Annotated in this window: 10 protein-coding genes and 3 pseudogenes; 1 reads left to right on the plus strand and 12 read right to left on the minus strand. The window is 49.5% G+C overall.

What is annotated here, in order from left to right; all coding sequences use genetic code 11:
- Window positions 1-9 precede the first annotated feature (9 nt).
- The 9 genes and pseudogenes from ABGT54_RS00185 to proC form a co-directional block, all read right to left on the minus strand.
- The gene (locus ABGT54_RS00185; protein WP_346662304.1) at window positions 10-1,032 is read right to left on the minus strand and encodes a CobW family GTP-binding protein; all 1,023 of its coding nucleotides are present in this window, start codon (window positions 1,030-1,032) and stop codon (window positions 10-12) included.
- Between the two features lie 200 nt (window positions 1,033-1,232).
- A pseudogene (locus ABGT54_RS00190) lies at window positions 1,233-3,219 on the minus strand (sodium-translocating pyrophosphatase).
- A gap of 102 nt (window positions 3,220-3,321) precedes the next feature.
- A pseudogene (gene truA / locus ABGT54_RS00195) lies at window positions 3,322-4,064 on the minus strand (tRNA pseudouridine(38-40) synthase TruA).
- 12 nt (window positions 4,065-4,076) lie between these two features.
- Window positions 4,077-4,901 carry an energy-coupling factor transporter transmembrane component T gene (locus tag ABGT54_RS00200; protein ID WP_346662305.1) on the minus strand — a complete coding sequence of 275 codons (825 nt, stop codon included), beginning with the start codon at window positions 4,899-4,901 and terminating at the stop codon, window positions 4,077-4,079.
- Window positions 4,898-5,752 (minus strand): energy-coupling factor transporter ATPase, encoded by an 855-nt coding sequence (locus ABGT54_RS00205; protein ID WP_346662306.1) that lies wholly within the window; start codon window positions 5,750-5,752, stop codon window positions 4,898-4,900. Before ABGT54_RS00205 ends, ABGT54_RS00200 begins: the two co-directional genes overlap by 4 nt.
- Window positions 5,743-6,595: pseudogene (locus ABGT54_RS00210) on the minus strand (energy-coupling factor transporter ATPase). The gene ABGT54_RS00205 and the pseudogene ABGT54_RS00210 overlap by 10 nt, the downstream one beginning before the upstream one ends.
- A complete protein-coding gene (locus ABGT54_RS00215; protein WP_346662307.1) occupies window positions 6,595-7,113 on the minus strand; it encodes a peptidylprolyl isomerase in 519 nt (172 codons plus the stop codon). The pseudogene ABGT54_RS00210 and the gene ABGT54_RS00215 overlap by 1 nt, the downstream one beginning before the upstream one ends.
- Before the next feature lie 78 nt (window positions 7,114-7,191).
- Entirely contained in the window at window positions 7,192-8,865 is a 1,674-nt protein-coding gene (locus ABGT54_RS00220) for an aryl-sulfate sulfotransferase (protein WP_346662308.1), read from the minus strand.
- A gap of 180 nt (window positions 8,866-9,045) precedes the next feature.
- Window positions 9,046-9,840, minus strand: coding sequence for a pyrroline-5-carboxylate reductase (gene proC / locus ABGT54_RS00225; protein ID WP_346662309.1), 795 nt, complete (start codon window positions 9,838-9,840; stop codon window positions 9,046-9,048).
- Between the two features lie 211 nt (window positions 9,841-10,051).
- Between proC and ABGT54_RS00230 the strand changes: the two genes are divergently transcribed.
- On the plus strand, window positions 10,052-10,720 hold the full coding sequence (locus tag ABGT54_RS00230) for a GntR family transcriptional regulator (protein WP_346662310.1): 669 nt from the start codon (window positions 10,052-10,054) through the stop codon (window positions 10,718-10,720).
- A 79-nt stretch (window positions 10,721-10,799) separates the two neighbouring features.
- Here ABGT54_RS00230 and ABGT54_RS00235 read toward each other — a convergent pair whose 3' ends face one another.
- From ABGT54_RS00235 to ABGT54_RS00245, 3 genes are all read right to left on the minus strand, one after another.
- Entirely contained in the window at window positions 10,800-13,181 is a 2,382-nt protein-coding gene (locus tag ABGT54_RS00235; RefSeq protein ID WP_346662311.1) for a ribonucleoside triphosphate reductase, read from the minus strand.
- A 203-nt stretch (window positions 13,182-13,384) separates the two neighbouring features.
- Complete coding sequence (locus tag ABGT54_RS00240; RefSeq protein ID WP_346662312.1) at window positions 13,385-14,077, minus strand: anaerobic ribonucleoside-triphosphate reductase activating protein; 693 nt, start codon at window positions 14,075-14,077, stop codon at window positions 13,385-13,387.
- Between the two features lie 32 nt (window positions 14,078-14,109).
- Entirely contained in the window at window positions 14,110-14,703 is a 594-nt protein-coding gene (locus ABGT54_RS00245; protein WP_346662313.1) for a TetR/AcrR family transcriptional regulator, read from the minus strand.
- Window positions 14,704-14,725 lie beyond the last annotated feature (22 nt).

Raw genomic sequence — 14,725 nt, forward strand, 5'->3', positions numbered from 1 at the left:
TTTGTCCGATCAGACAAGATGAAACAGCTCTGCCAGCTGATTTTGTGCCAGATCGGTTCCGATTACGCACAGGCGTCCGGTGTAGTCTGCCCGGCCTTCTCGCACCTCATACTCTCCCGGCACCAGATCAAACTGCTTCCAGGTACCATCCGCCATGCAGAGAATTCCTTTGGCCCGAAGCACCGTACCGCAGCCGGTTTCTCCGGACAATGTCTGCAGGATCTTCTCCAGCTCTTCTTCTGTGTACTGATGGGCGGTTTCTTTGCCCCAGCTGGTAAAGATCTCGTCTGCATGATGATGGTGGTGATGGTCATGGCAGCAATGTTCATGATCGTGGTGCTCATGATCGTGATGGCAGTGCTCATGGTCATGATGCTCATGATCATGGTGGCAGTGCTCATGATCGTGTACATCTTCCAGCAGATCTTCCATGCCGGTCTTATGTTCCAGAGCGCGGCGGATGGCGTCTGCGCCAAGCTGCTCCCATGGCGTGGTGATAATCGCCGCCTGGTCGTTCTCCCCGCGCAGAAGAGAAACGCACTCTTCCACGGCTTCCGGCTTCATCATCTGCGTCCGGCTGATGACGATCGTAGAAGCGCTTGCCACCTGGTCTTTATAAAATTCCCCGAAATTTTTCAGGTACATTTTCGCCTTTTTCCCGTCCACCACTGCAATCCGGCCTTCAATCTCGATTGGCGTCTCCTTTTTCACCGCTTCCACCGCGCGCACGATATCGGAGAGTTTCCCGACTCCGGAGGGTTCGATCAGCACCCGGTCCGGTGCGTACTCGTCCAGGACTTTTTTCAGAGCGATACTGAAATCTCCCACCAGTGTACAGCAGATGCAGCCCGAATTCATTTCCGTGATCTCGATCCCGGCATCTTTTAGAAACCCGCCGTCAATCCCGATCTCGCCAAATTCATTCTCGATCAGCACCAGCTTCTGGCCGTGAAACACCTGATCGATCATCTGCTTGATGAAGGTAGTCTTCCCGGCTCCAAGGAAACCTGAAATAATGTCTACTTTTGTCATGTTGTTCAGCCTCTTTTCTTCTATCAATTTTATAAATCAAACTCCAGTTATCCCGCAGTCTATCTTAACACAAAATATCAGCTGATTCCAGTTTTTCCCCTTTTAATCAATTGGGGACGGGGGATTTTCAGAAATCCCCCGTCCCCAATTGCATATAAAAAAGGCGCACACTTCTGTGTGCGCCTTTTGTCCGTCTTCTATTATAAGATTCCTCCTACGGAAAGGAAGAGCGGTGCGAATACCAGTGACACGATGGTCATCAGTTTGATCAGGATGTTGATGGACGGTCCGGAAGTATCCTTGAAGGGATCTCCTACGGTATCGCCTACAACCGACGCCTTGTGGGCTTCGCTTCCTTTTCCGCCGTGGTTGCCGTCTTCGATGTATTTTTTCGCATTGTCCCACGCGCCTCCGGAGTTAGCCATAAAGATCGCCATCATAACACCGGTGGTCAGAGCCCCTGCCTGCAGTCCTCCAAGGGCCGCAGTACCAAGCAGTACACCTACCAGTACCGGCGCTGCGACTGCCATAATTCCGGGTACCAGCATTTCCTTTAAGGCCGCTGTCGTGGAAATAGCAACACAGGACTTGTAATCCGGCTTCTCTGTCCCTTTCATGATGCCGGGCATGGTCTTAAACTGTCTTCTTACTTCCTCGATCATCTGATAAGCCGCCTTGGACACGGATTGCATGGTCATGGCAGAGAACAGGAACGGAAGCATGCCTCCCAGCAGGATGCCGATGATGACACGGCTGTCCAGAAGGTCGATCTTCTCCAGTTTTACTGCCTCTGCATAGGACACAAACAGCGCCAGCGCGGTCAGCGCCGCAGAACCGATGGCAAAACCTTTTCCCATAGCCGCCGTGGTATTTCCTACGGCATCCAGCTTATCTGTGATCTTACGCACTTCCGGCTCCAGACCGGACATCTCGGCGATACCGCCTGCATTATCGGCTACCGGTCCGTATGCGTCTACCGCCACGGTAATGGCTGTGGTGGAAAGCATTCCCACCGCTGCCAGGGCGATTCCGTAAAGGCCGCAGAACTGGAAAGCTGCGAAGATGCCCAGACAGATCAGGATGATCGGCACTGCCGTAGACTTCATACCTACCGCGATACCGCTGATGATAGTGGTTGCAGCTCCGGTCTCGGACTGTTCTGCAATCTCTTTCACAGACTTATAGTCTCCGGATGTATATACTTCTGTAACAATACCAATGATCAGACCTACTACCAGGCCGGCGATCACGGCGATGGCTGCATTGTAATCTCCAAAGCACATTTTGCTGAAAAGTACGGATACTACCAGTACAATGACTGCGGACACATAAGATCCCATCTTCAATGCTTTATGAGGATTGGAATTTTCATCTCCGCGCACGAAGAAAGTTGCCAGGATGGATGCCACCAGACCAAGCCCTGCCACGATCAGCGGATAAGCCGCTCCCGCCACTTCATAATATGCGATTCCAAGAGTCAGAGCGGAAACCAGGGCCCCTACATAGGATTCAAACAGGTCGGCACCCATACCGGCAACATCGCCCACATTATCTCCTACGTTATCAGCAATAACAGCCGGGTTTCTCGGATCGTCCTCCGGAATACCTGCCTCGACCTTTCCGACAAGGTCGGCGCCCACATCGGCGGCTTTTGTATAGATTCCGCCTCCCACACGGGCAAACAGAGCGATGGATGAGGCGCCCAGACTGAAACCGGACAATACATCCACGTTTCCTGTCAACAGATAAACGCCGCTGACGCCAAGCACGCCAAAGCCGGCCACGCACATTCCCATAACGGCTCCACCGGAGAATGCGATGGACAACGCCTTATTCATACCCTGCAGTCTTGCCGCATTGGCAGTCCGCACATTTGCTTTGGTGGCAACGGTCATTCCGCAGTATCCCTGCCAGTGTGGAAAATAAAGCTCCCACCACAAAGCAGACGGCTGTTACCCAGTTCCCGATGCCGATACCGATCAGCACAAAGAGCACGGCCACAAAGATCACCAGGATCTTGTACTCTGAAAACAGAAATGCTCTTGCGCCTTCACTGATGGCGGATGAAATCTCTTTCATCCTGTCTGTTCCGGGTTCCTGTCTGGAGACCTTTGCCGCCAGGTATGCGGCAAACAGAAGTCCAAGCACCCCCAAGGCCGGAACGATGTTCATAAACATTTGCTGCATTTTCTTTTTCCTCCTACTCGTTAATTACTGACAATTCCTCTCTTAATTGCCATCTTTTCTTCTATCTTAGCCTATTTGACAGAAATTGTATAGTCTTTCTTGTCAGAAATACAAAATCTCCGTTAATACCAGCCCCTCCGGCGGTGCAGTCACCCCCGCATTGGTACGTTTTTTTTTCTTCCAGAATCTGCTTTACCATTTCCGGTTCATAAAATCCCCGGCCTACCCGGATCAGTGTTTCCGGCAATGATACGCACCATATTATAGAGGAACCCGTTCCCGCTGACCCGGATCACCACTTCTTCCCCTTCTCTGGCGACTGTAATCTCTTCTATAGTACGGACGGTATGTTCCACCTGACTTCTCACGCAGCAGAAACTGGCAAAATCATGCTTCCCCTTAAGATAAGCGGCCCCCTCCTGCATCTTCCTGATATCCAGGGGAAAAGACACATATGCCGAATACCTTCTTCGCAGAGGATTCGGCACAGGGCTGTTATAAATATGATATTCATACGTCTTCCGGATACGGTCCTGGTATCTCGGATGCCAGTCCGGCGCCACTTCTTCCGAGCGTACCACCACAATATCTTCCGGCAGCCTCTGGTTTAACGCATAACTCATCCGCTCCGGCGGAATGGCAGACCTGGTATCAAACACCGCCACATTCCCCAACGCGTGAACGCCGGAATCTGTGCGGCTTGCTCCGATCACCCGGATCTCCTCCCCAGTCAGCTTCCGGATTGCCCGGTTTAACATCTCTTCAATCGTAATGCCGTTTGGCTGGACCTGCCAGCCGCAGTAACCGGTGCCGTCATAGGCCACCGTCAGTCTGATTCTTTTCATAATATCTCCACACTAAAAGATCCACACATGAAGGGGCAGATACCGCCCGATCACAAATACAGCTGCCACATATAAGACCACAACCGCATAAGTAATATAATCCCGGCTGCGGTAATGAAGCGGCTTCATTTTGGTCCGTCCCTCTCCTCCGTGATAGCACCTCGCCTCCATGGCCATGGCAAGGTCATTTGCCCGGCGAAACGCGGATACAAACAAAGGCACCAGAATCGGGATCATACTTTTTGCCCTCTGGATCATGTTGCCGCTTTCCAGATCTGCTCCCCTTGCAATCTGCGCTTTCATGATCTTATCCGTCTCTTCCAGAAGAATGGGAATAAAACGAAGCGCGATCGACATCATCATAGCCACCTCATGCACCGGCACCCGCAGTTTTGACAACGGCTTCAGAAGATCCTCCAGTCCGTCTGTCAGTTCATTGGGCGTGGTGGTAAAGGTCATAAGCGAGGAACCGATGATCAGGTAGATCAGCCGAATCGCCATAAACACCGCCGTCCGAAGGCCGCCTTCCGTTACCGTGAAGATCCAGACATGGACCAGCACCTCGCCCTCTCTTGTCAGAAACAGGTTGAAAAGCACCGTGATCATCAGAAGCATCACGATCGGTTTCAGCCCTTTTACGATATACGATAAAGGCACTTTGGACAGCCGGATGATGCTGACCAGAAAGATGGTGGCGACCAGGTACCCGGAAATGCTTTTAAACAAAAATAAAGAGATCAGGTACAGGAGGGTGGACACCAGTTTCACTCTTGGGTCCACCCTGTGCAGAAGACTCTTTGCAGGATAATATTGTCCAATCGTAATGTCTCGAATCATTTCCTCTTCTCCAATGCTCTCATGATCTCATCTGCCGCTTCTTTCACCGTGGTTACCAGAGGATCTACAGCCAGTCCGTGTTCCTTCAGATCGTGCATGATATAAGTTACCTGCGGCGCCGCAAGGCCGATTTTTTCCAGTTCCAGATAATGGGCAAATACCGCCTTCGGAGTATCATTATATTTTACCTGGCCGTGCTCCATCACTATGATCCGGTCCGCATATTTCGCGATATCTTCCATACTGTGAGATACCAGGATCACCGTCATATCACTGACTTTGTGAAGGTAGGCGATCTGATCCAGGATATCGTCCCGTCCCCTGGGATCCAGGCCCGCCGTCGGCTCGTCTAACACCAGCACTTTTGGCCGCATGGCCAGAACTCCGGCAATGGCGGCTCTTCGCTTCTGCCCGCCGGAGAGTTCAAACGGTGACATTTGATAATATTTCTCTTTTAATCCTACCAGCTTCAGCGCTTCCAGGGCACGCTCCTTACATTCTTCCGGTGAAAGTCCCTGGTTTTTCGGCCCGAAGCACACATCAGTCAGCACATCCACCTCAAAAAGCTGATACTCCGGATACTGGAACACCAGTCCCACCTGCGTCCGCAGCTCCTTCATGGGATAGCCCTCTTCGTAAATATTTCTCCCATTATAGTAAAGAGCTCCGCTGCTGGCTTTCAAAAGCCCGTTCAGATGCTGGATCAGCGTAGATTTTCCTGAGCCGGTGTGCCCAATGATCCCCACGAACTCTCCATGAGGGATCTCCAGGCAGACGTCTTTTAAGGCATGTTTTTCATAGGCTGTGCCCTGACTGTATACATAATTGATATGGTCTAATTTCATCGACATAGCGCTTCCACCAACTCCTCTTTCCTTAAGATCCCCTCCGGGATCTCAAGCCCCCTCTTCCTAAGTTCATCTGCCAGGATGGTAACCTGCGGCACATCCAGCCGGTACTTTTTCAGAGTGTCTACCTGCGAGAAAATCTCCCGGGGCGTCCCCCGTCATGACCACATGTCCATGATCCATCACATAGATCCTGTCCGCGTCAATGACTTCTTCCATATAGTGAGTGATCAGGATGACGGTGACCTTCTTTTTTTCCCGCAGCTCTTTTAGCGTTTTTAACACTTCTTTTCTGCCGGAAGGATCCAGCATGGCTGTCGGCTCGTCCAGCACGATACACTTGGGTTCCATGGCCACCACGCCTGCGATCGCCACCCGCTGTTTCTGTCCGCCGGAAAGCTTGTTGGGGGAATGATGCCGGTACTCCAGCATTCCCACGGCTTTCAGGCTTTCTTCCACGCGTTTCCAGATATCCTCTGTAGGCACGCCCAGATTTTCCGGGCCAAACCCTACATCTTCTTCCACCACGGTTCCGATGATCTGATTGTCCGGATTCTGGAAGACCATGCCGGCCGTCTGCCTCACGTTCCAGAGTTCTCCGGGATCGCTGGTATTTTTCCCGTCCACCCAGACCGTCCCTTCGGTCGGCACCAGGATCGCATTCAGATGTTTGGCAAATGTAGATTTCCCGGATCCGTTGTGGCCGAGAACCGCCACGAACTGTCCGGGCATCACGTCCACATCCACGCCGTCTATGGCCCTGGATACGCCGATCACATTCCCCTCTTCGTCTCTTTTTTCATATTCATATACCAGATGTTCTGTCTTTATAATATTCCGTTCCATTATACTTTTTCCGGCTCCGGATAGTCGGTTCCTTTTGTATCCACCGTAACCTTCTTCATTTTCTGCTCTTCCAGCGGCTTGTCATTATAGTCCGTATCCACGCAGGCAATCTTATCTACCACATCAAGCCCCTCGATTACCTTTCCAAATGCTGCATAAGCGCCGTCCAGATGAGGCGCATTTTCATGCATGATAAAGAACTGAGAACCTGCCGAATCCGGATGCATGGCTCTTGCCATAGAGAGCACGCCCTTTGTGTGCGCCAGGGAATTGGGAAAGCCATTCTGCAGAAACTCCCCTTTGATCTGATAGCCCGGGCCGCCAACGCCAATCCCCTGCGGGCATCCGCCCTGGATCATAAAACCACGGATCACGCGGTGGAAGATCAGTCCGTCATAGAACCCCTTATTTGCCAGTGAGATAAAATTATTGACTGTATTGGGCGCAATCTCCGGATAAAGTTCTGCCTTGATCACATCGCCATTTTCCATTTCAATTGTAAGAATCGGATTTTCCATTTTCGTTTGCTCCTTTTTTTGTAATTGTTTCTCTATTGTAACGAATCCGCTTGCTTTCGTAAAGGGAAAGATTCTATTTTACTCCCCTGCCCGGAAGTAGAACCCTTTGAAATCATATTTGTAAACCCGGTATACAAACTTTTCTTTTTCTACCGTATACTGCGCGATCAGCTCATGATCCGCGTCATATTCTCCGAAGATTCCAGGCATACCGGAGTCTACAATGGTATTTCCATCCAGATTCTGCACACTGCTCACATAGCCGGAGTAAGGCACTTTAAAGGAATCTGTCAGCTCAAAGGTCCCTGCATTTTCATCCACAAGATATTCATAATAATAGGAGGTATCCCCGTCTGCCCCGGAATCTTCTGTCAGACCGATCCCACTCCAGTCAAAGTCCGGCCTGGTTTCACTGACTCCGATATTATTATCGAACATATACAGATAATACTGTCCGTCCGCAAGCCGGGAATCTTTTACATATGTAATCGAATGCTGTCCGCCCTGGATCGTAAAATCTCCTTTTGGGGTAAAGACAAGATTCTCATATTCCGTGCCTTCCCACACTGCTTTATCTCCGATCAGATAAGCCACAGACGGATCGTCATATATATGATCGATCTTAATGATCGTCGACGTCTCCCTGGAGCTCAAAAGCACAGACCCGTTCCCCATCCACTGAATGGTATTGATATGGATCCAGTCCAGTTCATCGCTGGAATTTTTCACTCTGTCTTTTTTTAAACTGCCAAAAAGATCGCCCAGATCCAGCACTTCGCTCACTGCGCCGCTGTTTACGTCCAGACGCAGCACAATATCTTCCACACTGTCCTGGGTCGTATCTGTGGCCAGGATCAGCATATTGCCGTTATCATCAAACACATAGTCATGATGCAGTTTATAATCTCCCAGATCATAGACTGCCGTAATCTGTCCCAGCGAATTCATCTTTGCCATCTTCGTTTCCGAAATGCTGTAATACATGGAGTCATCTGCAAACAAAAGGCGGTGGCTGCGGTAACCGATGATAGGGATCTCTCCCCGCAGCACGCCCTGATTATCATAATAATACATAAAATCCAGGGTCTCACTGTCATTTCCCATCACTACATACAGCCCGTCTGCAAGTTCTTCTTCCGTGCCTTTCAGTTCCCGGTCCAGCACCACCTTCTCTGTCCCCAGAAGGCTGCCCATGCTGTAAACCACTTCTCTGGTGTCCGTCGCTCCGTCTTCTCCCGTCATGTAGAAGGTAATGGTATTGTCCATATCCGGGATCAGACCGATCACCTGAAATTCATGCTCGGTAGCGTACATTTCCTCCTGGAAGACATCTCTTCGGAAATCCCCGATGTCCGGATCGCTCACATGAATATTATAAGAAATATTAACCGGTTCCTCTGTCTCGAAATATACATAAAGAGACTGTGTATTGGTCCCGAACGGGTTATATTCCATCAACATATCACCAAATGTATACTCCTTTGCGGCCTTTTTCGCATCCAGTTCTTCCGCGATCTCCTGCTGTTTTTGCACATCATAGGAAGCCTCGATCTGTTTTTGCACCTTCTGCTGTGCTTTACTAAGACCACTTTTCACCTCTGCGTCCGGACTGACCGTTTCTGCTTCTTCGGAGTCCGTCTCTTCCTCCTGCTGTTTGCCCTGTCCTGTTCCCCGCAGTTCATCTGCCACCGCGAATCCTCCAATGACCAGGGCAAGGACTGCACAGATGATCACAATTACTTTTCTCGTCACTGCTATATCCTTCCTCTTTTCATTTTCTTTTCATTATAACAAAGTTCTGTGTTCATTTCATGAATATTTTCACTTTTCTCTCCGGCCGATCCCGGACATCTTCGCAGAAAAAAGCGGAGCCTTCCGGCCCCGCCTTTTCCCGCAAACCATAACTGTCAAAATGTTTCAGGCAATGTCTTCTTACATATTTTTTGAAATTTCTTCACACACTTTCATTGCTTCAATGATCGCGCTTCTAAATCCTCTTTCTTCCAGCACGCGTACTGCCTCAATGGTAGTTCCTGCCGGTGAGCATACCATGTCTTTGAGCTCTCCCGGGTGCTTGCCGGTATCCAGCACCATCTTGGCGCTTCCCAGAACAGCCTGTGCCGCGAACTGATATGCCTGCGGTCTTGGCATTCCTCCGGAAACGGCAGCGTCTGCCATCGCCTCGATCATCATAAATACATAAGCCGGTGAACTTCCGCTGGTAGATACCACTACATCCATCAGACGCTCCGGAATGATCTCTACACGGCTGAAGCTCTGGAGAAGGGTCTTTACATAAGCAATCTCTTCCTCACTAAGATAGGGGTTGGGGCATGCAGCCGTCATGCCTGCGCCTACCATGGCCGGTGTGTTGGGCATAGTGCGGACAATTTTCACCTGCTTGCCAAACTGCTCTTCCAGCCAGGCAAGGGTCTTACCCGGAGCAATGGTGATGATGATCTGTGAATCTTTGATCTCATCTTTAATCTCCCGGATCACATCTGCATAGAACTGCGGTTTTACAGAGAGGATGATCACTTCTGCCTTCTGTGCAACTTCTTTGTTGCTGTCCGTTACCTGGATGCCAAACTGTTTCTGCACCCGCTCTCTTCCCGGAGCGAACAGATCAGCCCCGATGATCTCCTCTGCCGGGATCACCTGGTTGTTGATAATTCCGCCCATGATCGCAGATGCCATGTTGCCTGTTCCGATAAATCCTAATTTCATTGTCTTCCCCATCCTTTTTTCTTATTTCTGTATACGTTTTTATAATTTGTATACAATTTTCTTTAATGCGACTATAACACTCTCCAAAGGAAAAGTCAATTCTTTTTTTAAATTTATCTTGCGGAAATGGCAAAAAATCGTTATAATTTGTATACAAAATCATTTTATGTATACGTTTTGTTTCTAATTAAGAATTGTGCAGGTGATAGCAATGGCAAAAAAGACAGCCTCCCTGGCCGACCAGGCCTACCAGACCATCAAAAACAAAATTCTGGATCTGACCTATGCGCCGGGCATGGCGCTGACGGAAGCGATGCTGACAGAAGAGCTTGGCATGAGCCGCAGTCCCGTCCGCTCTGCGATCCAGATGCTGCAGGCGGAGGGCCTGCTTATATCGGATTATTACCGTTCCATCCGGGTAAAAGAGATCACAGACAAAGACATCCACGACATCTACCAGCTCAGAGAGCTTCTGGAGGGCGCGGCCTTTCAGCTGATCTTTACTTCCGGCCGGTACGAAGAATACTCCTTCCGGATTGAAGAAAAGGTGGTCCGGATGTGTGCCTGCGCCTCGGATCCCTATGCCTGGGAAGTAGCGGACACAGACATGCACATGGAGATCCTGGGCATCCTGGACAACGAAAGGATCAACCGGATCTACGAAAACAATCTCTCCGAGCAGATCCGTATCGGCCAGTACTCTGTCCGGCACGGCATGCGGATCCCTCAGACCAATGAGCGCCTGAAAAAAATGATCCGCTTCATGCGGAAAGGAGACTGCGAAAACGCCTATGCGATCCTAAGGGAGGATCATTTTATGCTGGGACGGGATTCCGCTCTGCGAGGCCAGTACTCCAAAGACCCGGAAGACTGTAAATAACCGGCTTTTTCCGGTCAGGCTCTGATCCATCGTCATAAAAAAGGAGAACGGTATGGCAACCGTTCTCCTTTTTCTGATTTTAAGACATCTGCATGCTATGTTCTTTCGCGTATTTTGCAATATTGGACGCATTTGCGACTTTCTCAACTTTTCCGTTTCCCGTTACCACCAGGGTCGGCGCCTGCATCACGCCATACTGCTTCACCAGATCCTTCTGTTCTCCGGCATCCACAATTTCACAGGCGATCCCTGCCTCTTCCAGCGCTTTTCTGGCGATCACGCAGTTGGGACAGGTTTTTGTGGTAAACAACAGAGTTCTGTCTTCTCCACCCGCGGGAACAGTTCCCTGTTCCTCTTCCGCCGTTATTACATGACTTCCATGAAACGTGGAATGTACCACATCATATACTTTCCGGTCTTTAAACTCCTGCGCTTTTCCATCGTTCCAGTTCTGCACCGGTCGATAGTACCCGGTGATCCGGCTGTATACTTCGGTCTTTTCTCCACATTCCGGACACACATACTGCTCTCCGCTTAAGTAGCCGTGATTTCTGCAGATTGAATACGTCGGCGACATGGTATAGTAAGGCAGACGGTAATTCTCCGCGATTTTCCGCACCAGGGCAGCCGCCGACTTCCAGCTGGGCAGTTTTTCTCCCAGAAATGCGTGAAATACCGTACCAGAGGTATACAGGGTCTGCAGCTCGTCCTGAATATCCAGGGCATCGAAGATGTCCTCTGTATAGCCAACCGGCAGATGTGAACTGTTGGTGTAGTAAGGCGTTCCATTTCCCTCAGCTGCGGTAATAATATCCGGGAACTGCTCTTTATCATGTTTTGCAAAACGATACGCAGTAGATTCCGCAGGTGTTGCCTCCAGATTATAGAGATCGCCATATTCTTCCTGATAGGAAGACAGACGTTCCCGCATATGATTGAGCACTTTCTTAGAGAACTCCTGAGTCTCTTTGTGCGTCATATCTTTTCGGATCCATTTTGCGTTGAGCCCGGCCTCGTTCATCCCCACAAGACCGATGGTAGAGAAATGATTCTCAAACGTTCCCAGATACCGTTTCGTATAAGGATATAATCCTTCCTCCATCAGCTTGGTGATCACTGTCCGTTTCACATGCAGGGATCTGGCCGCAATATCCATCAGACGGTCCAGTCTTGCAAAGAAGGCTTCCTCATTCTCTGCCTGGTAGGCGATTCTTGGCATATTGATCGTAACCACGCCTACAGATCCTGTGCTCTCGCCGCTTCCAAAGAAACCGCCGGATTTCTTCCTAAGTTCCCGCAGATCCAGCCGCAGACGGCAGCACATGCTGCGGACATCGCTGGGCTCCATGTCGCTGTTGATATAATTTGAAAAATAAGGCGTACCATATTTTGCAGTCATCTCAAAGAGCAGACGGTTATTCTCTGTATCAGACCAGTCAAAATCCTTTGTAATGGAATAGGTCGGGATCGGATACTGGAATCCTCTTCCATGAGCGTCTCCTTCGATCATAATCTCGATAAAAGCCTTATTTACCATATCCATTTCTTTTTTGCAGTCACCGTAGGTAAAATCCATCTCTTTACCGCCTACGATAGCCGGCAGGTTTGCCAGATCATCCGGCACAGTCCAGTCCAGAGTGATATTGGAAAACGGCGCCTGAGTTCCCCATCTGGACGGGGTGTTTACCCCATAGATAAAGGATTCGATACACTTCTTGACTTCCGGATAGGTCAGTCCGTCTGTTTTTACAAAGGGTGCAAGATAGGTGTCAAAAGAAGAAAACGCCTGTGCACCGGCCCATTCATTCTGCATGATGCCAAGGAAGTTTACCATCTGATTGCAAAGCACGCTTAAATGCTTTGCCGGGGAAGAAGATATCTTACCCGGAATCCCTCCCAGGCCCTCCTGGATCAGCTGCTTTAAAGACCATCCGGCACAATATCCGGTCAGCATGGACAGATCGTGGATATGAATGTCCGCATTCCGGTGCGCCTGCCCGATCTCCTCGTCATAGATCTCGGAAAGCCAGTAGTTGGCTGTGATCGCTCCAGAGTTGCTTAAGATCAGTCCTCCCACAGAATAGGTAACGGTAGAGTTTTCTTTTACCCGCCAGTCCATTACCTTTACATAACTGTCTACAATCTCCTTATAATCCAGCATGGTGGACTTCAGATTCCGGATCTTTTCTCTCTGCTTCCGATATAAAATATATCCCTTTGCCACGTCTGCATAGCCCGCCTTGATCAGGATAGCTTCCACACTGTCCTGAATGTCTTCCACCTGGATCAGCCCTTCTTTGATCTTCGGTTCAAAATCTGCCGTCACCTTCAGCGCCAGCAGATCGATAATGTCCTGATTGTATTCTTTTTCCTGGGCGCGGAACGCTTTTTCTATCGCCACGCTGATCTTGGAGAGATCAAACTTTGCCACCTGCCCGTCTCGCTTCATTACCTGGTACATTTCCTTTACCCCCATTTCCATTTGCCGTTATCATTCGTCTTCTGTTCTATCTGTTCGCTTTCCCGAAGAGGCTGTTTCTGCGGGAACTTCGTCGGTTCTTATATCATAGCACTGCTTTTATTCATTCGTCAATAAAAAATAACAATATATTGTGTTTTCTTTTTGTCAGTTTCACAATATATTGTTATCTTTTTTTCGTATCCTTACAGTCCGCGCACCTGCGCTGCAGGGATGTATTTTTGAACCACCTCCAGCGCCTGCCGCATGATCGTATCGCTATACGCATGGAGCCCCGGGCGGATCAGATCTCCGGAATCCTCAAACTGCTGCAGGAAATACCGATCTGCTCCCCGGATCCACTGTCCGATCGCCTCAAAATCAGAGCGCTGATGAAACTCCTGTACCACCGTGGTCCGAAATTCATAAGGGATGCGTCCTTTCATCAGATAGGCCACGCTCTGCTCTACCTTTCCCGTATCGTATCCCTCGATCCCAATGGTCCGTCCATAATGCTCCCGGCTATTTTTCAGATCCATCGCCACATAATCTACAAGACCTTCTTCTACCATCCTTTGCAGTTTATCCGGAAAGCTTCCATTGGTATCCAGTTTCACCAGATAGCCCATTTCCCTGATCTTTCTTAAAAAATCCCCGATGCCGTGCTGGATCAGCGGTTCTCCTCCGGTCACGCACACTCCGTCCAGAACGCCCTTCCTTTTTTGGAGAAAAGAAAAAATATCCTCCACAGGGATCTTAGGATTCTGATGGGTATCTATGACAAGAGACGCATTGTGGCAGAAGGGACACCGAAAATTGCACCCGGCAGTAAACACGGTACAGGCCACCTTGCCCGGAAAATCCAGCAGGGTAAGCTTTTGCAGTCCCTGAATGATCATGTCCATCCCTCCTCTACGAAATAACGTCTTTTCTATTTTTCAACCCGAAAATGTTCCAGCATGACCGGCATACATGCCTTGCTGTATTCCCCCAGCGAATAAGCGCCGCGATTCAGACACCAGTCTGTGACAAGGGCTCTCTCGCACATAGAATAATAGTTGGTGATCTCGCCTATAGTCCGGTCTTTTTTAATCTCTCCCCTTTTTTGTCCTTCTTCTACAATCTTTGTGATCAGTTTGTAATATTTCCGGTTCTGATCCAGAAGATGTCTCTGCCCCTGGGAAACCAGCTGTGTGGAATAAAGGGATGCCAGAAGATCGATACTGATCCTTTCCTCCATCATGGAATGTGTCTTATAGTTCAGATACAAAAGTTTATCAAAATGGTTCATCTGCGGATCCATGGTGGCGTCCAGCTCCTCATAATAATCGTCCAGGATCAGGGACAGCGTGTTCAAAAGCTCGTCCTTGGTGCTGAAATAGTAATAAAAAGATCCCTTGGACGTACCCGACAGCGCGATAATATCGTCTACCGTGGTCCCGTTATATCCTCTTTCATGAAACAACTGCCAGGCCGCTGCCACGATCCTGTTTTTTACTCCCTTATTTTCTTCACTTTTTTCCATAACTTCTCCTTTAACGTCTCAT

Origin of the sequence: uncultured Merdimonas sp., assembly GCF_963929015.1 — a bacterium.
Lineage (GTDB): Bacteria > Bacillota > Clostridia > Lachnospirales > Lachnospiraceae > Merdimonas.